At 68.4% G+C, this 22,651-nt stretch carries 16 protein-coding genes; 8 read left to right on the top strand and 8 right to left on the bottom strand.

The features are described 5' to 3' along the window. Positions 1-2: 2 nt before the first annotated feature. From AC1DNC_RS02325 to AC1DNC_RS02305, 5 genes are all read right to left on the bottom strand, one after another. A complete protein-coding gene (locus AC1DNC_RS02325; protein WP_476860940.1) occupies positions 3-431 on the bottom strand; it encodes an OsmC family protein in 429 nt (142 codons plus the stop codon). A gap of 233 nt (positions 432-664) precedes the next feature. After that, entirely contained in the window at positions 665-1,015 is a 351-nt protein-coding gene (locus tag AC1DNC_RS02320; RefSeq protein ID WP_476860939.1) for a hypothetical protein, read from the bottom strand. Positions 1,016-1,116: 101 nt separating this feature from the next. Continuing rightward, positions 1,117-2,889, bottom strand: a complete 1,773-nt coding sequence (gene sucB / locus AC1DNC_RS02315) for a 2-oxoglutarate dehydrogenase, E2 component, dihydrolipoamide succinyltransferase (protein WP_476860938.1) — start codon at positions 2,887-2,889, stop codon at positions 1,117-1,119. A gap of 124 nt (positions 2,890-3,013) precedes the next feature. Beyond that, positions 3,014-4,399: a dihydrolipoyl dehydrogenase gene (gene lpdA, locus AC1DNC_RS02310; RefSeq protein WP_476860937.1), complete on the bottom strand. Its 1,386-nt coding sequence runs from the start codon at positions 4,397-4,399 to the stop codon at positions 3,014-3,016. Between the two features lie 309 nt (positions 4,400-4,708). Further along, the gene (locus AC1DNC_RS02305; RefSeq protein ID WP_476860936.1) at positions 4,709-6,235 is read right to left on the bottom strand and encodes a leucyl aminopeptidase; all 1,527 of its coding nucleotides are present in this window, start codon (positions 6,233-6,235) and stop codon (positions 4,709-4,711) included. Positions 6,236-6,564: 329 nt separating this feature from the next. On the opposite strand from AC1DNC_RS02305, the gene AC1DNC_RS02300 reads away from it, so the two are divergent. The 4 genes from AC1DNC_RS02300 (at position 6,565) to AC1DNC_RS02285 (ending at position 11,903) form a co-directional block, all read left to right on the top strand. Beyond that, a complete protein-coding gene (locus AC1DNC_RS02300) occupies positions 6,565-7,503 on the top strand; it encodes a proteasome assembly chaperone family protein (protein ID WP_476860935.1) in 939 nt (312 codons plus the stop codon). 35 nt (positions 7,504-7,538) lie between these two features. Then, positions 7,539-8,870: an MFS transporter gene (locus AC1DNC_RS02295; protein ID WP_476860934.1), complete on the top strand. Its 1,332-nt coding sequence runs from the start codon at positions 7,539-7,541 to the stop codon at positions 8,868-8,870. A 66-nt stretch (positions 8,871-8,936) separates the two neighbouring features. After that, the gene (locus AC1DNC_RS02290) at positions 8,937-10,292 is read left to right on the top strand and encodes a DUF4192 family protein (RefSeq protein WP_476860933.1); all 1,356 of its coding nucleotides are present in this window, start codon (positions 8,937-8,939) and stop codon (positions 10,290-10,292) included. A 276-nt stretch (positions 10,293-10,568) separates the two neighbouring features. Next, entirely contained in the window at positions 10,569-11,903 is a 1,335-nt protein-coding gene (locus AC1DNC_RS02285) for an RNA polymerase sigma factor (RefSeq protein WP_476860932.1), read from the top strand. Between the two features lie 186 nt (positions 11,904-12,089). Here the strand turns inward: AC1DNC_RS02285 and AC1DNC_RS02280 are convergent, their stop codons facing one another. Continuing rightward, entirely contained in the window at positions 12,090-12,311 is a 222-nt protein-coding gene (locus AC1DNC_RS02280; protein ID WP_476860931.1) for a DUF7455 domain-containing protein, read from the bottom strand. A gap of 252 nt (positions 12,312-12,563) precedes the next feature. Here AC1DNC_RS02280 and AC1DNC_RS02275 point away from each other — a divergent pair, with 252 nt between their 5' ends. Beyond that, the gene (locus AC1DNC_RS02275) at positions 12,564-14,672 is read left to right on the top strand and encodes a DNA gyrase/topoisomerase IV subunit B (RefSeq protein ID WP_476860930.1); all 2,109 of its coding nucleotides are present in this window, start codon (positions 12,564-12,566) and stop codon (positions 14,670-14,672) included. Between the two features lie 36 nt (positions 14,673-14,708). On the opposite strand, the gene AC1DNC_RS02270 is transcribed toward AC1DNC_RS02275, so the two are convergent. Then, entirely contained in the window at positions 14,709-15,698 is a 990-nt protein-coding gene (locus AC1DNC_RS02270; protein WP_476860929.1) for a M56 family metallopeptidase, read from the bottom strand. Between the two features lie 6 nt (positions 15,699-15,704). Next, positions 15,705-16,091 (bottom strand): BlaI/MecI/CopY family transcriptional regulator, encoded by a 387-nt coding sequence (locus AC1DNC_RS02265; RefSeq protein ID WP_476860928.1) that lies wholly within the window; start codon positions 16,089-16,091, stop codon positions 15,705-15,707. Positions 16,092-16,450: 359 nt separating this feature from the next. On the opposite strand from AC1DNC_RS02265, the gene AC1DNC_RS02260 reads away from it, so the two are divergent. From AC1DNC_RS02260 to cydD, 3 genes are read left to right on the top strand one after another with little or no spacing between them, the layout of a single operon-like run. Continuing rightward, positions 16,451-18,049: a cytochrome ubiquinol oxidase subunit I gene (locus AC1DNC_RS02260; RefSeq protein WP_476860927.1), complete on the top strand. Its 1,599-nt coding sequence runs from the start codon at positions 16,451-16,453 to the stop codon at positions 18,047-18,049. 33 nt (positions 18,050-18,082) lie between these two features. Beyond that, the gene (gene cydB, locus AC1DNC_RS02255) at positions 18,083-19,132 is read left to right on the top strand and encodes a cytochrome d ubiquinol oxidase subunit II (RefSeq protein ID WP_476860926.1); all 1,050 of its coding nucleotides are present in this window, start codon (positions 18,083-18,085) and stop codon (positions 19,130-19,132) included. Between the two features lie 6 nt (positions 19,133-19,138). Further along, complete coding sequence (gene cydD / locus AC1DNC_RS02250; protein WP_476860925.1) at positions 19,139-22,648, top strand: thiol reductant ABC exporter subunit CydD; 3,510 nt, start codon at positions 19,139-19,141, stop codon at positions 22,646-22,648. Positions 22,649-22,651 lie beyond the last annotated feature (3 nt).

Raw genomic sequence — 22,651 nt, 5'->3', positions numbered from 1 at the left:
TGCTAGGCGGCCAGCGTGGCGTCCAGGGTGATCTCGATGCCGGTCAGGGCCGCGGAGACCGGGCAGCCCGTCTTGGCTTCCCCGGCGAGGCGCTGGAACTCCTCTTCCGAGATGCCGGGCACCCGCGCGTTCAGGGTGAGGTGGCTGCCCGTGATGCCGGTGCCCGGTTCAAAGGTGACGTCGGCCTTGGTGTTGACCTCTTCGGGCGTGTGGCCGGCCTGCGCCAGGGCGTGGCTGAAGGCCATCGAGAAACAGGCCGAGTGCGCGGCGGCGATCAGTTCCTCGGGGCTGGTCTTGCCCTCAGCTGCTTCGGCGCGTGCCTTCCACGTGACGTCGAAGTTGCCGAGCCCGGAGCTGTCCAGGCTGGTGTTGCCCGCCCCCGACATCAGGTCGCCGTTCCATACAGTGTGTGCGGTGCGTGTTGTTGCCATGTCCACTCCTCAGCGTTGTTGAATCAGCGATCCGGCCGGCTGGCGGATCCTGCCGACTCCCATCCTAGGGATTGGGCCCCGCCGCCGCACCCGGTGTCCGCTGTCAGAGGATTGCCTCGACATCGCGTGACCGTGCGGATAGGGCTCCGCCGAGGAGGCAGGGGAGCGACTTAACGACGACGGCGACGCACCCTGTGCGGGTGCGTCGCCGTCGTCGTTGTGGTGGCCGGGGCCTACTGCCAGAGGGTGGCGATGGCGACGTTGAGCAGTGCCAGGCCGCCGACGGCGTGGGCGAGGCCCTTGCTGACGGGCTCGTCCTTCTTGTACTTGCGGCTTCCGATGAAGGCGAGCACGGCGACAACGAGGGCGATCACCAGTTTCAGGCCGAGCTTGGCGTAGTTGGCGTCCATGTTCAGGGCGGGGATGAGTCCCATCATCACGATGCCGGTGATGAGCTGCAGGACGGCGCCGTCGAACTGGCGCGGGTGCACGGTGGGCTTCTTCATCTGCGCGATCCAGATGCCCACAATCATGGCGGCGCCGATGATGTGCAGGAAAACCATGATGTTAAAGACGATGTTCATGTGACCTAGCTTAGCGACAAAGTGTCGGTAAAGCGCGAAGGACACCTTCCCTTCCGGAAAAGTGCCCTTCGCCCACCCGATTAGATGGGCCTGCCTAGGTCCTAGAGGCCGAGGTCCGCTTCGAACGCGCCTTCTTCAAGGCGTGCCTTCAGGGTCTGCAGGAAGCGACCTGCATCGGCGCCGTCCACCAGGCGGTGGTCGTAGGTCAGCGAGAGGTACATCATCGAACGGATGGCGATGGAGTCGTCGCCGTTCTCATCGGATACCACCACGGCGCGCTTGACGATGGCGCCGGTGCCGAGGATGGCCACCTGCGGCTGGTTGATGATCGGGGTGTCGAAGAGGGCGCCCACGGAACCGATGTTGGTGATGCTGAAGGTTCCGCCGGAGAGCTCGTCCGGACCGATCTTGCCGTTGCGGGTGCGGTCCGCGACGTCGGCGATCTTGCCGGCGAGGCCGGCCAGGTTCAGGTTGCCGGCGTCGGCGATAACCGGAACCAGCAGGCCCTTGTCCGTGTCCACCGCAATCGCCAGGTGCTCGGCGTTGTGGTAGGTGATCTCCTGCTTGTCCTCGTCGTAGGAGGCATTGACCTTCGGGTGCTGCTTCAGGGCCTCGGCGACGGCCTTGGCGATGAAGGGCAGGAACGTCAGCTTGGAGCCGTTCTGGGCCTGGAAGGAGTTCTTGGCCCGGGCACGCAGCTTCGCGACCTTGGTCATGTCCACCTCGTGCACCTGGGTCAGCTGGGTGGAGATGTCCAGCGACTCGCGCATGCGGCGGGCAATGACCTGGCGGATCCGCGGAGCCTTCTGCACGGTGCCGCGCAGCGAGGAGGCCGCAGGCGACGCGGCCGTCGATGCTGCCGGGGCTGCGGAAGACGCGGCCGGCGCGGAAGCGGCGGCAGCCGGAGCGGCCTTGGCCTCTGCCGCGGCCAGCACGTCCTGCTTGCGGATGCGGCCGCCGACGCCGGTGCCGGTCAGCGAGGAGATGTCCACGCCCTGCTGGTTGGCGAGCTTGCGAACCAGGGGAGTGACGTAGCCGGACTCGGCGCCAGCCGCGGCCGGAGCTTCCTGCTTCGGTGCTTCCTGCTTGGGAGCTTCCTGCTTGGGGGCCGGGGCCGGAGCGGGTGCTTCCTGCTTCGGGGCCTCCTGCTTGGGAGCCTCTTCCTTGGCGGCCGGGGCGGGGGCGGCAGCCGGAGCCGGTGCTTCCTGCTTCGGTGCTTCCTGGGCGGGGGCGGCTGCCGGAGCGGCGCCGGAGCCGATCACGGCGAGGACGGAGCCGACCTCGGCCGTTTCATCCTCGGCGACGCGGATTTCCTGCAGGGTGCCGGCGACCGGGGACGGGATCTCGGTGTCGACCTTGTCGGTGGAAACTTCCAGCAGCGGCTCGTCCACCTCAACCGTGTCGCCGACGCTCTTGAGCCAGCGGGTGACGGTGCCCTCGGTGACGCTCTCGCCCAGGGCGGGAAGGGTGACTTCGTGGCCTTCGCCGGCAGGCGCGGCTTCCGCGGCGGGTGCCGGTGCAGCAGCCTCGGCGGCCGGTGCAGGGGTCTCGGCTTCCGGGGCCGGAGCCTCGGCAGCGGACGGCGATTCGGCGGGCGCTTCCTCGGCGGCCGGAGCGGCGGCCTCGGCGGAGCCGGAGCCGTCGCCGATGCGGACCAGCGGTGCTCCGACTTCAGCGGTCTCGTCCTCGGCGACGAGGATTTCCTCGATCACGCCGGCGATAGGAGAGGGGATCTCGGTGTCTACTTTGTCGGTGGAGACTTCGAGCAGGGGCTCGTCCACCTCTACCCGGTCACCGACCTGCTTGAGCCAGCGGGTGACGGTTCCTTCGGTGACGCTCTCACCGAGGGCGGGCAAGTTAACGGATTCAGACATGTCGTCCCCGTTCTCCTTATTGATCTTTAGTGCGGATGGTTGCTGCCTTGTTCGAGCTTAGTGCACCCGGATTTTCGGGCCGGGTGCACTAAGCACGGAGTTCTTGCGGTGCTGCGGCGGAACTTTAGCCGTGCAGCGGCTTGCCGGCGAGGGCGAGGTGGGCTTCGCCCAGGGACTCGTTCTGCGTCGGGTGGGCGTGGACCAGCTGGGCCACGTCCTCCGGGTATGCTTCCCAGTTCACGATCAGCTGGGCCTCGCCGATCTGCTCGCCCATGCGGGCGCCGATCATGTGGACACCGACGACGGGGCCGTCCTTCTGGCGGACCAGCTTGACCAGGCCGGAGGTGCCCAGGATGGAGCTCTTGCCGTTGCCGGCGAGGTTGTATTCCTGGGTTTCGATCTGGTCGTCGCCGAACTTGGCCTTGGCAGCCTTCTCGGAGTAGCCGACGGTCGCGATTTCCGGCTCGGAGTAGGTGACCTTGGGGATGTTGACGTCTTCGACGACGACCGGCTTGAGGCCGGCGATTTCCTCGGCGACGAAGATGCCCTGCTGGTAGCCGCGGTGCGCGAGCTGGACGCCGGGGACAATGTCGCCCACGGCGTAGATGTTGCCGACACCGGTGTGCAGGCGCTCGTTGGTGATAACGAAGCCGCGGTCGATCGTCAGGCCGGCTTCTTCGTAACCAAGGTTGGCCGTGACCGGGCCGCGGCCGACCGCAACCAGCATCAGGTCGGCTTCGAAGGTCTTGCCGTCGACAAGGGTGACCTTGACGCCGTCGTCGTTCTGCTCAACGCCCTGGAAGAAGGTGCCGGTGGAGAACTTGATGCCGCGCTTCTTGAACGCGCGCTCGAAGGCCTTGACGATCGTTGCGTCCTCGTTCGGGACGAGGGAGGGCAGGCCTTCGATGATGGTGACGTCGACGCCGAAGGACTTCCAGACGGAGGCGAACTCGACGCCGATGACGCCGCCGCCGAGGATGATCGCGCTCTTGGGGATGAAATCCATGGTGAGGGCTTCGTCGGAAGTGATGACCTTGCCGCCGATTTCGAGGCCGGGCAGCGTGCGGGAGTAGGAACCCGTCGCCAGGACAATGTTCTTGCCCTTGTACGCGGTACCGTTCACGACGACGGTGTCGGTGCCCTGGAGCTTGCCCTCACCCTCGATGACGGTGATGCCCTTCTTGCCCTTGATGAGTCCCTGGAGGCCCTTAAACTTGCCGGCAATGATGCCGTCCTTGTAGGCGTTGACGGCATTGATGTCGATGCTGTCCAGGGTCACGTTGACGCCGTACTTGGCGGAATCACGGGCGTGGTCGGCCAGTTCCGCGGAGTGCAGCAGGGCCTTGGTGGGGATGCAGCCGTTGTGCAGGCAGGTGCCGCCGAGCTTTCCCTTTTCGATGAGGCCGACGGTAAGGCCAAGCTGGACGGCGCGGAGCGCAGTTGCGTAGCCGCCGCTGCCGCCGCCGAGTACCAGGATGTCGAATTCTTGCGCAGTTGCCTGATCGGCCACTAAAACGCTCCCTCGCGTGAACGATGACACGAGCGTACGCATCATCTGGTCTTGGAACTTCTCTGCCGTGATTATGCCAGCAGGCCGGTTCCCTTTCGTTTGGAATTACTTCTGTGAAGCTATTTGCTTTGAAACTACGGTTCACCTTAGCGAACCACTAATACATGCTCCACCTTGCCGTGGCGTTTGTGGAGCGCTTGTGTCCAGTGTCACGCGGCCTTGTGGCCGGGCTATCAGCCCCGGCCACAGGGCCGCGTGACCGGACGGTACTCCCTGACGCGCGGCTCCGGACGGCCGCCGCCGGTCGGCCTAGACGGCCTTGGCCAGGATGTCCTCGACGTAGGCCACCAGGGTGCGCACGGTGCTGCCGGTGCCCTGCTTGTGGTTGTAGCCGTAGGGGCTGCCGTTGTTGAAGGACGGTCCGGCGATGTCGATGTGGGCCCAGGGGATCTGCTCGCCGTCCTTGCCCTTGCCGACGAACTCGCGGAGGAAGACCGCCGCGGTCATCATGCCGCCGTGGCGTTCGCCGATGTTGGCGATGTCCGCGACCTGTGAGTCCAGGCTGGGGCGCAGTTCTTCGGGCAGCGGCATCGGCCAGACGAGTTCGCCGGCGCGGTCCGCCGCGGCCTTGAGTGCGCCTGTGACGGAGTCGGATCCCATGACGCCGGCGGTGCGGTCGCCGAGGGCGATCAGCTGGGCGCCGGTGAGGGTGGCGACGTCGATGATGGCGTCCGGGTACTCCTGGCTGGCGGCCACAATGCCGTCGGCCATGACCAGGCGGCCCTCGGCGTCGGTGTTCAGGACCTCGACGGTCTTGCCGCCGAAGATGGTCAGCACGTCGGCGGGACGCTGGGCGGCGCCGGAGGGCATGTTTTCCGCGATGCACAGCCACGCGGTGGCCTTGACCGGCAGGCCCAGTTCGGCGAGGGCCAGGACGGTGTTCAGCACGACGGCGGCGCCGGCCATGTCGGACTTCATCTCGCCCATGCCCAGGTGCGGCTTGAGCGAGATTCCACCGGTGTCGAAGGTGATGCCCTTGCCCACGAGCGCGATCTTGGCGCTTGCCTTGGCGGGGGCGTATTCGACCTTGACCAGGCGGGGCTGGCGAGTGGAGCCCTTGCCGACGCCGAGGATTCCGCCGAAGCCGTCCTTCTCCAGTCGCTTCTCGTCCCAGACGGTGACCTTGACCGGCAGGCCCTTGGCGAGTTCCTTGGCCGCGTCCGCAAACGTTTCGGGGTAGAGGTGGCTCGGCGGCTGGTTGACTAGCGAGCGGGTGGCGTTGACGGCCTTGCCGATCAGGGATGCGCGCTCCAGGACGGGGGCGAGGGCCTTGTCCGAGGCAAAGTCGGTAAGGATTCGTACGTTCTTGACCGGGTCCTTGAGGCCGTCCTTGGCGGAGCGGTACTCGTTGAAGGAGTAAGCGCCCATCGCGGCGCCTTCGGCGACGGCGGCAACGGCGCCCAGGTCCGGCGTCGGAAGCGCAAGGGTGACGGTGGCGACGCCGGCGAGCTGGCGGACGGCCGAGCCGGCCGCGCGGCGCAGTGCTTCCTCGGAGAGCGGAGTGCCGGCGGACACCTTGCCGACACCGGCAAGCACGAGGACGGAGGCGCCGGCTTCCGGCAGCCCGGGAAGGCGGTGCGCCTGGTCGGCGGCACCGGTGAGGCCAAGAACGCCTAGTGACTCGGCCAGCGCCTCGGCCGCCTTGGCCGTCAGCGGGTTATCCAGCAGCACGGGGCCGTCAGGGCCCTGTCCCACGCCCACGACAAGGGCGTCGGACGGGGACCTCTTCAAGTCTCCGGCGATCGCACTCAGTTTGACTTCGGTATTCTTGACCACGAGGACAGTCCTCAATTCTCTGTGATTTTTCGGCAGGAACTGCATGTTCGGCGCCCTGCCATGGGTACCTCAGCCACCGTCGCCATTGCACGCAATCCGGTGTCTGCAAGGCCATCTATCAGGCCAGTTCCGATCGTAGTCTCTCCCCGGCGCCGGAACTCAATTTAATGAGAGCTGGCACACAGTTCGCGCAGGAATTACCCCGGCCGAAGGTGCGTTGAAGCTCGTATAGGCACGTCGGAACCGGCTGCGCGGGCCGGCGCCCGCGTATGGTCCCGGCGCCCGCAGCGGCTTCGGCCGCTCACCTGCTACTGCGAAAGGAACACGTCGTGATGGAACGGATTTCCGGCTCCCTGCTGGACCCTGAAACGCTCTACGTCCGTGATGACGCGCTGTTCCGCAGCCCCGAACTGCGCGGGCTGAACCTGCTCATGGGCTTCACCGGCTTCGCCGATGCCGGCCACGTGGTCAGCCAGATCACCACGGAACTGCTGGACACCCTGGATTCCGAACTCGTCGCCGAGTTCGACGCCGACCAGCTGATCGACTACCGCTCCCGCAGGCCGCAGGTGAGCTTCGTCGAGGACCACCTGCAGGACTACCAGGCCCCGAGCCTCGCCCTTTACCGGTTGACCGACGGGCTGGGCAACCCGTTCCTGCTGCTGGCCGGGTTCGAACCGGACCTGCAGTGGGAACGCTTCGCCCGCGCCGTGGTCGGAATCGTGGAAGAGCTGGACGTCAACCTGGCGGCCTGGATCCACTCCATACCGATGCCGGTGCCGCACACCCGCCCGGTCGGCGTCACCGTGCACGGCAACCGGCCGGAGCTGATCGAGGGAATCTCGGTCTGGAAGCCCACCGTCGAGGTGCCTGCCGCCGTCGGCCACATCCTCGAGCTCCGGCTCGTCGAGGCTGGCCGGAACATCGCCGGCTACGTGATCCACGTTCCGCACTATCTGGCAGAGGCCGAATACCCGACGGCCGCCGTCGCCGGCCTGGAGTACCTGGGCGCGGCCACCTCGCTGATGCTCCCGACGGACCGCCTCCGCGAGGCGGGCCGGGAAGTCGGCCGCCAGATCGCCGAGCAGATCAACGCGTCCGAAGAGGTCCAGCAGGTCGTCTCCCGGCTGGAGACACGGTACGACGAGAAGGCCGAGGGGACCGTGCGCCGCTCCCTGCTTGCGGACGAGAATGATCAGCTGCCGAATGCGGATGCTCTGGGCGCCGCCGTGGAGGCCTACCTGGCCCGTAAAGAACCAGGCGAATAAATACTATTTATGACGGGCCGGGGCATAATAGGGGAGTGACCTCCCCCCGCGCCTGGCTGATCTGGATTATCGGGATCTTCGCGTACCTGGTGGCGGTCAGCCAGCGCACCTCCTTCGGCGTCGTGGGCCTGGAAGCCACCGCGAGGTTCCATGCCAGTGCCGCCGAAATCTCCTTCTTCACGGTGCTGCAGCTGCTGGTTTACGCGGCCCTGCAAATCCCGGTCGGGGTCCTGGTGGACCGCTTCGGTTCGCGCGCCATGATCGCCGGCGGCGCCCTGTTGATGGGCCTGGGGCAACTCCAGCTCGCGTTCGCCGTCAACATTCCCGGTGGTGTGCTGGGCCGCGTGCTGGTGGGCGCCGGCGACGCCATGACCTTTGTCTCCGTCATCCGGCTGATCCCGCTCTGGTTCGCTCCCGCCCGGGTGCCGCTGCTCACCCAGCTGACCGGTATGTCGGGCCAGCTCGGCCAGCTTTTTTCCGTGGTGCCGTTCGCGATGATCCTGCACTCGGCCGGCTGGACCCCGGCCTTCCTGACGCTGGCCGGCATGTCCGGGCTTGCCGTCGTGCTGGTGGTGCTTCTGCTCCAGGACCAGCCGCCCGGACATCCCGCGCCCGAACCGTCCCAGGGGCTGCGCGCCACCGGTGTCTCGCTCTCCCGGGCGTGGCGGCAACCGGGCACCCGGCTGGGGCTGTGGAGCCACTTCACCGTGCAGTTCAGCGGCACCGTCTTCGCCATGACCTGGGGCTACCCCTTCCTGATCTCCGCGCAGGGGCTCAGGACCGCAACCGTCTCGGCCCTGATGGCCCTGTATGTCGCGGCCGCGATCGCCGCCGGTCCGCTGATGGGCAGCTTCGTTGCCCGCCACCCGCTGCGCCGCTCCACCATGGTGTTGCTGATTTCCGGGGCCACGGCCGCGGCCTGGGCCGCGGTGCTGCTCCAGCCCGGCCGGTCGCCGTTGTGGCTGCTCGCCGGCCTCGTGGTGGTCCTGGCCATCGGCGGGCCGGGGTCGATGATCGGCTTCGACTTCGCCCGGACCTTCAACCCGGCGCACCGGATCGGGACCGCCACCGGCATTGTGAATGTGGGCGGCTTCATCGCGGCACTGCTGTCCATCTTCCTGATCGGGGTGGCCCTGGACGCGCTGCACCTGGCCGGGTTCTCGCCGGCAGGCCTCTACAGCCTCGGCGCCTTCCGGATCGCCTTGAGCGTGCAGTTCCTGCTGCTGGCGGTGGGCGCCGCGGCCATCCTCATCACGAGGCGCAAGGTGCGCCGTCAGATGGCCGCGCAGGGCGTCATTGTGCCACCGCTGCTGAAGGCCCTGGCCCAGCAGCGCCGGCTGGTCGCGGAACGCCGCCGCACGCCCTGACGGACTTGTCCACATAGGGGAACTCCCGGGCTGACGCGCGCCGCGGGTGCGGGCGAAGCTGGCTCCATGACAGCTCCCGATCATCTGAAAATCACCGGCCCGGAGGACATCCTCGGATTCATTCCGCACTCCCTGGGTTACTGGCCGGCCAACAGCCTCGTTGCCATGACCATGCAGGGAAAGCGCCTCGGGGCCACCCTCCGGGTTGATCTCCCGGACGCGTCCCGCTGCCGCGGCCCGGGGCTGGCCGCTTTCGCCCGGACCATCCGCGACTACTTGGGCGCCGATAACGACGCCGACGGCACCCTCCTCGCCATTTTTACCGGCGGCCCCGGTGAGGACGCCACCAATGATCCAGCCGACGACACAGCCGCCCATCCCACTGAAACCCCGTCGGGGGTGGCCGGTGCGGATTCCACGATGCACGCCGACATCGATTCCGCCGTGCTGGCCCGGCTGCTGCGCGAGCTGGAGCGCACCCTCGGCAAGGCCGGCCTGCCGGTGCGCGACGCCTGGCTGGTCGGGGAGCGGTACTGGCGCAACGCCTACTGCACGGACCCCTCGTGCTGCGCCCCTCCCGGCCGGCCGATCGAGGAGATCCGCAACAGCCGCCTCAACGCCGAACTGGTGTTCCGGGGCAGCAGCGTCGGCTCCGCCCCGGGACGATCCGCCCGCGCCGCGCCGCCGGATCCGGATGAGCCGGCCGTACTGGAGGCCGAGGAGGGCTGGGCGCGTGAATTCGCGGGCCGGTGGCGGGAGCGCGAGCAGTTTGGCACGGTGCTGGATGTGTGGGAGCGCGTGCTCGAAGCCGGACGGCGCCGGACAGGACGAACTGCCGCGGCCGCCGAAGCCGAGCTGCCGGTCGGGCTCGCCGGCTACCTGCGCGCTACGCTGTGCGTCGTTGCGTGGCGTGACGCGGTCCTCGTGATGGCGGCCGCCGGCCGCGACGCCGCCGTGGCCGGCGCCGAGGACTTCGGCATCTTCGACGGCGGCCAGGGAAGCCCGGCCGCGCTCCCCGGTCTCGACGGTTTCCCTGCCGTGGAGGGTGCCGGAAGTCCCGGCGGCGGACTAGCGGCCGGAGCTGCGCCGGCAGGCACCCCTGGCTACGGTGAGGTGCTACTCGGTCTCGCGCCGCCCATGCCGGACTGGGGCCGGCTGGCGGAACTCGACCGGATCCTCCGACGGCTCTGCGGCTGTGGCGGCGGCGAAGCCCGGGCCGCGGCACTGACGGGGCGTGGCTGGATCGAATGGTGCCGGGGCCGGGGATCCTACGCCGACGCGCTGTTCATCGAGGCCACAGCCGAGCGGCCCGGGTACCGGCTGGCGGAACTGCTGGCCGAACTGGGCCGCCGCGGCACGCTGTGCGGCTGGGCGCGGCGGCGGGATGTGGCATGGCAGAAGTTCGATCCCGATGCGGCCTGAGCCACGGCGTGCCGGGCCGCAATATTGCGCGTGCCCATGAGGTCCGAGGGCCCGTTCCGGAAAATCGTGAGACAATGGTTGGCGAGACCCGGTTGGGTCCGTGTATCGAGTGCGTGTAGCGAACCTTGGAAACAGGGAACATTACGGTCGCCCCGGCAGTTCTACTTAGTGGCTCTGCTGGACGTGATTGCGCCTGATGTGAAACACGGACTTGACAGGGTCATAGTGGTGTTGCCCGTATGGTGATTCCACAGACCGCCGCTAGAAAGGTTTTCTGTGACCCCGTCTTCCGCGAAGAAGGAACCCGCCGACCAGGCCGTATTGTCCCCCGAGGAGAAGAAGGCGGCGGCAAACGCAAAGCGTGCCGCCACGCGTGCAGCCAACAAGGCAGCAAAAGACGCAGCCTCCGCAGCGGGTGATGACACCGCCTCGGCAGTCGCCAAGCCTGAGCCCAAGAAGCGCGGGCCCAAGCCCGGCGCCAAAGCAGCGGCAGAAGCCGCCAGCAAGTCCCGCGACGAGGACTCCGACGACGTCGAGGTCGACGAGGACCTCGACGAAGTAACCCCCGACGCCGCCGAACTCGGTGAGGACGGCGAGGAGGTAGCCGGCAAGGCGGCAGCAGCCACCACCGGCTCCGGCTTCGTCTACTCCGATGCCGACGACGACGACGCCCCGGTGCAGCAGGTCATGTCCGCCGGCGCCACCGCCGACCCGGTCAAGGACTACCTGAAGCAGATCGGCAAGGTTGCCTTGCTGAATGCCGAGCAGGAAGTCGACCTGGCCCTGCGGATCGAGGCCGGGCTGTTCGCCGAGGAGAAGATCGCGGCCGACGACGGGTCCATGGACCCCAAGCTCAAGCGCGAACTTGAGTTCGTGATCCACGACGGCAAGCGCGCCAAGAACCACCTGCTGGAGGCGAACCTCCGTCTCGTGGTTTCGCTCGCCAAGCGCTACACCGGCCGTGGCATGCTGTTCCTGGACCTGATCCAGGAAGGCAACCTGGGCCTGATCCGTGCGGTCGAGAAGTTCGACTACACCAAGGGCTTCAAGTTCTCGACCTACGCCACCTGGTGGATCCGCCAGGCCATCACGCGGGCCATGGCCGACCAGGCCCGCACCATCCGCATCCCGGTGCACATGGTGGAGGTCATCAACAAGCTGGCCCGCGTCCAGCGCCAGATGCTGCAGGACCTTGGCCGCGAACCCACCCCGGAGGAGCTGGCCCTCGAGCTGGACATGACCCCGGAAAAGGTCGTCGAAGTCCAGAAGTACGGCCGCGAACCGATCTCGCTGCACACCCCGCTCGGTGAAGACGGCGACTCCGAATTCGGTGACCTCATCGAGGACTCCGAGGCCGTTGTTCCGGCCGATGCCGTCAGCTTCACCCTGCTGCAGGAACAGCTGCACTCGGTCCTGGACACGCTCTCCGAGCGTGAGGCGGGCGTCGTCGCCATGCGCTTCGGCCTGACCGACGGACAGCCGAAGACTTTAGACGAAATCGGTAAGGTCTACGGCGTGACCCGCGAACGCATCCGCCAGATCGAATCGAAGACCATGTCCAAGCTGCGCCACCCCTCCCGCTCCCAGGTGCTGCGCGACTACCTGGACTAAGCGACCTGGCCGGAGCGCCGGCTCACGCAGCGCGGGGCCACTTCCCCCACGATCCTCGGATCGACGGGCAGGAGGTGGCCCCGCGCTGTTTTTCCTTAAGCACCCGGGGAAAGTTAAAGCAGCAGGGCCCCTCCGCAATGGAGGGGCCCTGCCGGCGGATCTCATCCGAGATCGCTGTGTGGACGTCTAGTCGACCGGAACCGGTGCCTTCTCGTTGAGGCGGTCCGTCTCGTCATGCCAGTCGGAACTGAGCGGCCGAAGCTTCGGTTCTACGGCGCGTGCGTGGTGAGCGCAGAAGAGCAGTTCACCGCCGGAGGCTCCGAGAACAACCCGGACGTATGCCTGAGCTCCGCAACGGTCGCACCGGTCAACGGTGGTGAGTGTGCGGTCCGCAACTGCTGTTGTCATGTTCGGCCTCCTTAGTAGATCGATACATCTATATAACCAGCATTCGCTGCCGTTCCATGGCAAGGATGGGACACTTTCGCTGTCCGCGTATCACGGCTCAATAACGGCTGCTGCGGCGGCGTCGGCAGTGCTGCCCCCGGTGTGGCCCGCGGTCTTGTCCTTCCCGGGGAGTGGCAACCCGGCGTCGGGCCCTGGGCCGACTAATCTAGGTAGAGCGTCTCTATGTTTCATCCCTGAAGGAGTTTCCGTCCCGTGGCACCAAGTTCTGACTACACCGCCCGGCATCTGTCCGTGCTGGAAGGCCTCGAAGCCGTCCGCAAGCGCCCGGGTATGTATATCGGTTCCACGGACTCGCGCGGGCTCATGCACTGCCTCTGGGAGATCATCGACAACTCGGTCGACGAAGCCCTGGCCGGCTTCGGCCATGACATCAAGATCATCCTGCACGCGGACAACTCGGTTGAGATCCACGACGACGGCCGCGGCATTCCGATCGACGTCGAACCGAAGACCGGGCTTACCGGCGTCGAGGTGGTCTTCACCAAGCTGCACGCGGGGGGCAAGTTCGGCGGCGGTTCCTACACGGCCTCGGGCGGCCTGCACGGCGTCGGCGCCTCGGTGGTGAACGCCCTGTCCTCGCGGCTGGACGTCGAGGTGGACCGCGGCGGCAAGACCTACAAGATGTCCTTCCGCCGTGGCGAGCCGGGCCGGTTCAAGGACCCGGGCACCAAGCCGGATCCGGCGGCCGTGTTCGAGCCGTTCGTCGACGGGTCCGTGCTCGACGTCGTGGGCAAGGCCAAGCGCGGTGTCACCGGAACCCGGATCCGCTACTGGGCCGACCGCCAGATCTTCACGCCGGACGCGAAGTTCTCCTACGACGAGCTTGCGGCCCGAGCCCGGCAAACCTCCTTCCTGGTCCCCGGCCTGAAGCTCACCGTCCGGGATGAGCGCAAGGTCGCCGGCACCCCGGGCGAGTTCGGTCCGCACGAGGAAGTCTTCCACCACGACGGCGGCATCTCCGAGTTCGTTGAGTTCCTGGCCGCCGATCCGGCCGTGACCGACGTCTGGCGCCTGCACGGCGCCGGCAAGTTCAAGGAAACGGTGCCCGTCCTGGACGAGCGCGGCCACAGCCAGCTGGCCGAAGTGGAGCGCGACTGCGAGGTGGACGTCGCGCTGCGCTGGGGCATCGGGTACGACAGCACCGTGCGCAGCTTCGTGAACATCATCTCCACCCCCAAGGGCGGTACGCACCAGTCCGGCTTCGAACAGGCCCTGCTCAAGACGTTCCGCAAGGCGGTGGAAACCAACGCCCGCAAGCTCAAGGCCGGCAACGACAAGATCGAGAAGGACGACATCTTCGCCGGGTTGACCGCGGTGCTGACGGTCCGCCTCGCCGAGCCGCAGTTCGAGGGCCAGACCAAGGAGATCCTGGGCACCTCGGCCGTCCGCGCCATCGTGGCCAAGGTGGTGGAGCGGGAGATCAACGCCAAGCTCACCTCCTCCAACCGCAATGACAAGGCCCAGTCCGCGCTCCTGCTGGAAAAGGTCGTCAGCGAGATGAAATCGCGCATCTCGGCCCGCGTCCACAAGGAGACGCAGCGCCGGAAGAACGCGCTCGAAACCTCCTCGATGCCCACCAAGCTCGCGGACTGCCGGACGGACGACGTCGGACGCTCCGAACTGTTCATCGTCGAAGGTGACTCCGCGCTCGGCACCGCCAAACTGGCACGGTCCTCGGACTTCCAGGCGCTGCTGCCCATCCGCGGCAAGATCCTGAACGTCCAGAAGGCCTCGGTGGGGGACATGCTGTCCAACGCCGAATGTGCCGCGCTGATCCAGGTGGTCGGTGCCGGCTCCGGCCGCAGCTTCGACCTCAGCGCCGCGCGCTACGGCAAGGTCATCCTGATGACCGACGCCGACGTCGACGGCGCCCACATCCGGACCCTGCTGCTGACGCTGTTCTTCCGTTACATGCGCCCGATGATCGATGAGGGCCGCGTCTTTGCCGCCGTCCCGCCGCTGCACCGGGTGGAGGTCATCAACGCGGGCCAGAAGGCCAACGAGATGATCTATACCTACTCCGAAGCGGAGTTGCACGGGCTGCTCGCCCGGCTCGCCAAGGAAGGAAAACGGTACAAGGAGCCGATCCAGCGCTACAAGGGCCTGGGCGAAATGGACGCCGAGCAGCTCGCCGAGACCACTATGGACCCGCGGCACCGCACCCTGCGCAAGGTCGGGATCGAGAACGCGAAGCAGGCCGAGGAAACCTTCGACCTGCTGATGGGCTCCGACGTGGCGCCGCGCAAGGACTTCATCATTGCAGGCGCGGCGAGCCTGGACCGCGAACGCATCGACGCCTGAGCGGGCCTGTCCCGACCCTCGGGCCGGGCAGCGGGTTCAGCCCAGCAAGCCGGGTACGATCAGCAGCGCCGTGGGCACTGCCAGCAGCAGCACGCAGGCGCCCAGCACGCCGAGGCGCAGCGCCTCCGGCAGCGGGGGCTGGGGCGACAGCAGCCGGCTGACCCGCGTAGCAGTAGTCACCAGGGCGCCGGCGCCGCCGGTGGCCCCGGGCTGGGCGGCGTCGGCTTCCCCGGCGCCGAACGCCATCCGCGCCGCCGAGGCTCCCGGGGCGGCTGCCGAGCCGTTGGCGACGATCGCAATCGCCTTGATCAGGGTGGCTTTGCTTTCGGTTTTAAGGGCGACGTCGTCGGCGAGCATCTCGATCAGCGAATTGACCGCTTCCTGCGCGAGCCGGGTGGTCGGCAACCACGGCAGCGCCTGGCGCCAGGCCGCAAACGCCCACAACAGCAGGTGGTGGCGCTGGCTCAGATGGGCGTTCTCGTGGCTGAGGACGGCACGCAGTTCGTCCGGTTCCAGGGCGGCCATCAGCCCGTCGGAGAGCACCGTGACGGAGCGGGCGCCGCCGGGCAGGCAGTAGGCCACGGGGGAGTCGTGGCTGATCACCATAGTCCGCGGGCCGTCGGCCGACGGTGACGCGAGCAGTGCGAGAAGTTCGCGGTGCCGCCGCCGCTGGCGCTGGATCTTGTAATAGGTCAGCAGCAGGGTAAAGACCAGGTGGGCGCTCAACAGCGCCGCGGCAGAGAGGGCGAAGATGTGCCAGAAGCCGAGGGCCGTGGTCGGTTCGTTGCGCAGCACCATGCCGGCCAGCGCGCGGAGGCCGGCCAGCAGGTTGTCCCCGACCGGTTCCAGGCCGTAGACCAGCATGGCGCCAATCATGGACAGACCGCCCGCAAGGGCGATTGCCTGCCAGAGGAGCATGGCCGTGAATGGGGAGCGGGCGGGCCAATGGGCACGCGAAAGGAGGATAGGGACCGGCCACGCCAGTACTATCGCCAGGACCGCCAGAAAGTATGAGGTCCAGAACATCCGGTGTTAGCTGTGCTCCAGCAGTTTGCGCAGCGTTTCAGCCTCGGCCGCGGACACGGAGCCAATGAAGCGGGCCAGGACCGCCTCCCGGTCAGGGGCGGAGCCGAGCACCTCGTGCATCAGTTCCGCGGTGTGGTCCGCGCGGCTGGACACGGCCTGGTAGCGGTGCGGGCGGGTGCCGCGTTCACGCTCCACCAAGCCCTTGCGCTCCAGCCGGGACAGAACGGTCAGCACCGTGGTGACAGCTAGGTCCTTGCCCTCGTGGCCGGCCGAACCGCCCGCCGCCTGCGTGCTCTGCGCGAGCAGGTCCCGCAGGGTGTTCGCAGTCGCAGCTTCCTGGCCTGCCCAGAGCAGGTCCATCACTGCCCGTTCCAGTTCGCCGAGACTTGCCATTCCGTATGTCCTTCTTGAGAGCGCCCCGGGGCGGTGGTCCCGCCCCGGGGGTTTGCCGGATACTTCAGCATTAAATTTACCGCTTTTTGCGCCTAGTTTCTACATGAGGTAGAACAGGGCCGCCGCGGCGTGTCGCCGGCGGCGTTCGGGCGCGGAGGGCCCGGCGAGCGGGCCGAGCCCGCGGCCGGCGTCCGGGCCGGGTCATGACGCCCCGGACGGAGGTGCGATGTTCCATTGCGGGGCGTGGCGCGCCGTGCCACGCTGGGGTGCGTGAGGATCTGAACTTGTTCTACACTCTGTAGAAGTACTATTTCTACGTAACGTAGAAATCTCTCGGGAACCTAGCCAAAGGGACTGCCTTGGACGCCTTGGAAATCGCACGCTGGCAATTCGGCATCACCACCGTCTACCACTTCATGATGGTGCCGCTCACGATCGGCCTGGGCCTGGTGGTGGCGGTGATCCAGACCCTCTGGTACCGCACCGGCCGGCCGGAATACCTCCGGATGACCAAGTTCTGGGGCAAGCTCTTCCTGATCAACTTCATCATGGGCGTGGCCACCGGCATCGTGCAGGAATTCCAGTTCGGCATGGCCTGGAGCGAGTACAGCCGCTTCGTGGGGGACGTCTTCGGCGCCCCGCTCGCGATGGAGGCGCTGCTGGCCTTCTTCGTGGAATCCACCTTCCTGGGTCTCTGGATCTTCGGCTGGAAGCAGCTCAAACGCGGCGTCCACCTGGCCTGCCTGTGGATCGCTGTCATCGGCTCGGTCTTCTCCGCCTACTTCATTATTGTGGCCAACAGCTGGATGCAGCACCCGGTGGGCGTCGAGATGATTGACGGGCGCCCCGTAATGACCGACGCCTGGGCCGTTTTCACCAACAACACGGCGCTCGTGGCCGTGCCGCACACCCTCTTCGGCGCCCTTGCCGTCGCCGGGGCCTTCCTCCTCGGCATCGCCTGGTACCACCTGTGGCGCCGCCGCCACGACGGCATCGACACCGTGGGAGCCGACGGCAAGGTGATCCCCGGCGAGTCGGAGATCCCCGGCCGGGACCGCGCGGACCACGCCGTCTGGATCCGTTCGCTGCGAATCGGCGCCGTCGTCGCCATGATCTCCTTCGCCGGGACCGCCATCACCGGCGACCTGCAGGGCAAGCTAATGTTTGAGCAGCAGCCCATGAAGATGGCCGCCGCCGAGGCGGCCTGCCACGACGGCACCGGCTTCTCCATCCTGAGCGTCGGCAACGTCGGCTCCAAGAACTGCGACGACGTCGTCGCCGTGATCGAGGTTCCCGGCATCCTGTCCTTCCTGGCCAAGGGCGACTTCAACACCGAGGTCAAGGGCGTGAACAGCCTGCTGGAGACGTACAAGGCGGACTACGGCACCCACCTGCCGGACAGCCCGATCTACGGCGACCGCGCCGGCAAGGAAATCCAGTACGTCCCGGTCATGGAAGTCACCTACTGGGGTTTCCGGATGATGATCGGCTTCGGCGGCGTGGCAGCCCTGGCCGCCCTTCTGGCCCTCTGGGTCACCCGCAAGGGAACCGTTCCCGCCTCCCGCGGCCTGATGCGGCTCGCCGTGTTCGGCATCCTGGCCCCGTTCGGCGCCAACGCCGCCGGCTGGATCTTCACCGAAATGGGCCGGCAGCCCTTCGTGGTCGCTCCCAACCCGGACGCCAGCGGCATCGACCAGGTCTTCATGTTCACCGCCGCCGCCGTTTCCCCTGGCGTCTCCGCAGGAGAACTGCTGACCTCCCTCGTGGTGCTGACCGCCGTGTACGCGGTGCTGCTGGTGGTGGAAGTGAAGCTGCTGGTGAAGTACATCCGCGGCGGTGTGGTCTCTGCGATGCCCGAGCTCGCGCACGCCCCGGCGGACGAAAACGAGGACAAGACCCCTCCCGGCGGAACCCCCGGCAAGCCCGAGTCCGACGACGTCCTGGCCTTCGCCTACTAACGGCCCCCGAACAAGAAGCAGAGGAAATTCAGCATGGAACTGCTACCCACCATCTGGTTCATTGCCATCGCGGTGCTGTGGACGGGGTACCTCTTCTTGGAGGGCTTCGACCTGGGCGTCGGCATGCTCATGAAGGCCTTCGCCCGGAACAACACCGAACGCCGGGTGCTGCTCAACACCATCGGCCCGGTCTGGGACGGCAACGAGGTATGGCTGCTCACCGCCGGCGGCGCCACCTTCGCGGCGTTCCCGCTCTGGTACGCCTCCCTGTTCTCCGCCCTGTACCTGCCCCTGCTGGTGGTCCTGGTGGCGCTGATCTTCCGCGCCGTGGCGTTCGAATACCGGGGCAAGGTGGACACCCCGCAATGGCGTGCGCGCTGGGACTGGGCGATCGCGCTGGGATCCCTGGTCGCAGCATTCGGAGTCGGCGCGGCCCTAGCGCTGACCACCACGGGGCTGCCGCTGAACGCCAATGGTGACCGCGAGGGCGGCCCGTTCGCCTGGTTCAGCCCCTACGCCGTGCTCGGCGGGCTCGCCGTCGTCGGCTTCTCGCTGCTGCACGCGCTGGCGTTCCTGGCGCTGAAGACCGACGGCGACGTCCGGCACCGCGCACGGGCATGGTTTGTCCGGCTGCTGCCGGTGCTACTGCTGCCGATCGCCGGCTGGGCGATCGTGCTGCAGCTGCAAAGCGGCAAGGCCTGGACCGTGGCCGCGGTCGTCGGCGCCGTCGTGGCGGCCGCCCTGGCCTGGAACTTCGCCCGGGGCGGCGCCGAGGGCAGGGCCTTCCTGTCGCTGGGCGTGTTCCTGCTGCTCGGCAGCGCCTCGATTTTCGGCGCCGCCTTCCCGGTGGTGCTGCCCTCGACCCTCAACCCGGACTTCAGCCTGACAGTGGCCAACGCCTCCTCTTCGGACTACACGCTCGGCCTGATGACCATCGTGGCCTGCATCGGGCTGCCGCTCGTCCTCTCCTACCAGGCCTGGACCTACTGGGTGTTCCGGCGCCGGGTGAGCGCCGCCCACATTCCCGAAGCGCACAGCTTCCTGCCCGCGATTGCCGCCAAGGCCCTGGCGCCGAAGGACTAGCCGCCGATGAGACCGCAGTTCCCTGCAGGACCCGCCACCCGATCCGCGCTCTACCTGCTGGGGCTGCTGGCCGCCCTCAAGGCGTTGTCCTTGGTACTGATGGGGCAGGCGGTCGCCGCTGTGCTCGCCGGGCTGATGGCCCACAACCCCGCGTGGGCCGAACAGCTGGGCTGGGGGATGGCCGGAGTGGTGCTGCGCTCGGTCACCGTGTGGGCCCAGGCAGTGGCAGCACGCCGCGCCGCTCTGGGCGTCAAGGAGGAGCTGCGCTCAGAGCTGCTGGAACAAGCCCTGCACACCGGGACCCGCACCGCCGGCCCGGCCGACGGCGGGCTCGCGGTGCTGGCGACCCGGGGACTGGACGCCCTGGACAACTACTACACCCAGTTCCTGCCGGCCCTGGTGAACTGCGCCGCGATCCCGTTGCTGCTCGGGGCGCGGATCCTTTTCGCGGACTGGGTCAGCGCCGTCGTGATCGTCCTGACCGTCCCGCTCGTGCCGCTGTTCATGATCCTGATCGGCCGCTACACCCAGGACCGGGTCCGTGAAGCGCAGTCCGCCCTGTCCCGGCTCTCCGGGCACATGGTGGAACTCGCCAAGGGACTGCCCGTGCTGGTGGGCCTGGGCCGTGCCGCCGCGCAACGCAAGGCCCTCGAGGACATCTCGGAGGAATACCGCGCCAAGACCATGGGCACCCTGCGCACCGCCTTCCTCTCCGCCCTGGCGCTGGAGCTCATCGCCACCATCTCCGTCGCCGTCGTGGCCGTCTTCATCGGCGTCCGCCTGGTGCACGGGGAGATGGGGCTCGAAGCGGGACTGCTGGCCCTGATCCTGGCCCCCGACTGCTATCTCCCGCTGCGCGAACTCGGCACCGCCCATCACGCCAGCGACGAGGGTCGTGCGGCGCTCGCCGACACCACGAAGGTCCTCGACGCCGCCCAGGCCTCTCCGCTCGTCGCAACCACGGCGCGCGACGCCGCCCGGCCGGCGGCTGCTCCGCCCGCCGTCACGGTCCGGGAGTTGACCGTGCGCTACGCCGGCCGGGCGGAGGCGGCCGTCGGACCGCTGAGTTTCACCGCCGCCCCCGGCGTAATCACCGCCCTGGACGGCCGCAGCGGGGCCGGCAAGAGCACCGTGCTGGGCGTGCTCGCCGGCACCATCGGCGACGGCACCGGCGCGGAGGTCACCGGGCGGGTGGAGGGGTTCACGACGGCGGACATCGCCTGGGTGCCGCAGCACCCCGTGATGGTGGAGACCACCGTGCTGGCGGAGATCCTGCTCTACCTTGGCGCCGACCCGGACCGGTCCCCGGATCAGGGCGCCGCCGAGGCCCGGCGCTGCCTGGCCGCCAGCGCCGCCGATCACCTCGCCGCCAAGCATCCCGCCGAACTCAGTCCGGGGGAGCTGCGCCGGGTGGCCGTGGCCCGGGGACTGGCCCGGATCGCTGCCGGTGCCACGGTGTTGTTGCTGGATGAACCCACCGCGCACCTGGACCGGGCGTCCGCCGACGCCGTCAGCCGCACCATCTCCGGATTGCGCGGCAAAGCCACGGTGCTGTTGGTGGCCCACGACCGGCAGACCCGCGAACTCGCGGACCGGCTGGTGACCGTCGGCGGACCTGCCGGGGCCGGAGCCGTTTCCGTGGCCGTTTCCGCGGCCGCGATGCCGGCTCCGGCGCCCGGTTACGGCACCCCGGACGGCCAGGCCGTCACGCCGGAAGCGCCCGAAGGCGCCGTACCGGCCAACACCGGCGCCGAGGCCGCAACCTTGGCCGCCGGAACTGACCGCTTTGGAACTGCGGCCGCCGAGCTGCGCCGGCTGCTTGCCCCGGTCGCCGGTAAATTCGCCGCTGCCGGCGTGGTCGGGGTCCTGGCCGCGCTGTTTGCCGTCGCCTTGTCCGGGCTGTCCGGTTGGCTCATCATCCGGGCCAGCGAGGAGCCGCCCATCCTGTACCTGCTCACCGCGATTGTGGGCGTGCGCTTCTTCGGTGTCGGCCGCGCGGCGCTGAGGTACACCGAACGCCTGCTCCTGCACGACGCCATCTTCACCGCCCTCACCCGGCTCCGCGGCCGGCTCTGGGAGTCGCTGAGCCGGCGGGCCCTGTCGCTGCGGCGGCTCCTGCAGGGCGGCAACGTCCTGGGCGCCGTGGTGGACGACGTCGACACTGTCCGCGAGCTGCTGCCGCGGGTAGTGCTGCCGCCGCTGACCGCCGTGGCCGTCGGCGCAGCGGCCGTCACCGGCGTCGGCCTGCTCCTCCCGGCGGCGCTGCCCGCCATCATTGCCGCCGCGCTCGTCAGCCTCGTGGCTTCGCCGGCCCTGGCGCTGCTCGCGGACCGGATGTCCGCCGGCACCGAGCAGCAACTGCGCTCCGGTGTGCTGCGGCGGGTGGCCGCGGCGCTGGATGCCCGCGCCGAACTGCACGCCAACGGCGTGGGTGCCCCGGTTCTGACGGCTATCCATCGGGACGACCGGGCCGCGACGGCGGCTTCGCAGCGCCAGGCCCTGGCGGAGGGCCTCGGTCAGGGACTCACCGTGCTGGCCTGCGGTGCCGCGGCGCTGGCCAGTGCGGTCCTGGCGGCACCGCTGGCCCTCAGCGGGGCTGCCGAGCCGGCGCTCGTCGCCGTCGTCGTGCTGCTGCAGCTGGCCCTCGTGGAACCGTACTCGGCCATTACGACGGCGGTGCGCCAGTTTCCTGCGCTGCGCTTGGTGCTGCGGCGCGTCGGCGGGTCCGGGGTCCTCGCTGCCGAGCAGCCCGACGATTCCGGCGGTCCTGTTCCGGCGGCCAGCTGGTCGAGTTCCAGGCCCGGCGGACGGCCCGGCCTGGAACTCGACCAGCTGGCGGCCGCGTGGCCGGGCGGCGCGGAGGTGTTCACCGGGTTGACCGCCAGCGCCGAACCCGGCCGCTGGCTGGCCGTGACCGGCGCCTCCGGTTCCGGGAAGTCCACGCTGCTGGCCGTTATGCTCGGCTTCCTGCCAGCGGTCGGCGGTCGGCTCTATCGGACCGGGCGCGCGGCCTGGTGTCCGCAGGAGGCGCACCTCTTCGACTCGACTATCCGCGGCAACCTGATGCTGGGATTGCCGGAGGGGGAGCGGCCCGCCCCCGGGGCGACAGACGGGGCCGCTGCGTCCGTCCGGACTGCCGGGGCGCAGGCGTTGGAGCGGCGGCTGGTGGAGGCACTGTCCGCCGTCGGGCTGGAGCCGCTACTGGGCCGGCTCGACCGGGGCTTGGATACGCCCATCGGGCCCGGCGGCGCCTTCCTCAGCGGCGGCGAACGCCAGCGCCTGGCGGTGGCACGCACGCTGCTCACCGGCGCCGACGTGATCCTGCTGGACGAGCCCACGGCGCACCTGGACGCCCAGGCGGGCCGGGACATGCTGGCCGAGCTCCGGCGTGGGCTGACCGGCCGCACGGTGGTGCTGGTGACGCACAACCCGGACGACATCAGCCCGGATGACGCCCTGCTGAATCTGGACCGGACCGGTTCAGCGCCGGCGGAGCGGGTGCTGGCGCGGAGGTAGGGC

The organism is Arthrobacter sp. 01N442, assembly GCF_056399345.1.
Note: the sequence above shows the minus strand (reverse complement) of the source record. Positions and strands in the feature narration are given on the sequence as shown.

Bases quoted from the DNA above. Each gene is read 5' to 3' on its own strand.
- AC1DNC_RS02325 (WP_476860940.1), bottom strand. From the start codon at position 431: ATGGCAACAACACGCACCGCACACACTGTATGGAACGGCGACCTGATG.
- AC1DNC_RS02320 (WP_476860939.1), bottom strand. From the start codon at position 1,015: ATGAACATCGTCTTTAACATCATGGTTTTCCTGCACATCATCGGCGCC.
- sucB (WP_476860938.1), bottom strand. From the start codon at position 2,889: ATGTCTGAATCCGTTAACTTGCCCGCCCTCGGTGAGAGCGTCACCGAA.
- AC1DNC_RS02290 (WP_476860933.1), top strand. From the start codon at position 8,937: ATGACAGCTCCCGATCATCTGAAAATCACCGGCCCGGAGGACATCCTC.
- AC1DNC_RS02280 (WP_476860931.1), bottom strand. From the start codon at position 12,311: ATGACAACAGCAGTTGCGGACCGCACACTCACCACCGTTGACCGGTGC.
- AC1DNC_RS02270 (WP_476860929.1), bottom strand. From the start codon at position 15,698: ATGTTCTGGACCTCATACTTTCTGGCGGTCCTGGCGATAGTACTGGCG.
- AC1DNC_RS02265 (WP_476860928.1), bottom strand. From the start codon at position 16,091: ATGGCAAGTCTCGGCGAACTGGAACGGGCAGTGATGGACCTGCTCTGG.
- cydB (WP_476860926.1), top strand. From the start codon at position 18,083: ATGGAACTGCTACCCACCATCTGGTTCATTGCCATCGCGGTGCTGTGG.
- cydD (WP_476860925.1), top strand. From the start codon at position 19,139: ATGAGACCGCAGTTCCCTGCAGGACCCGCCACCCGATCCGCGCTCTAC.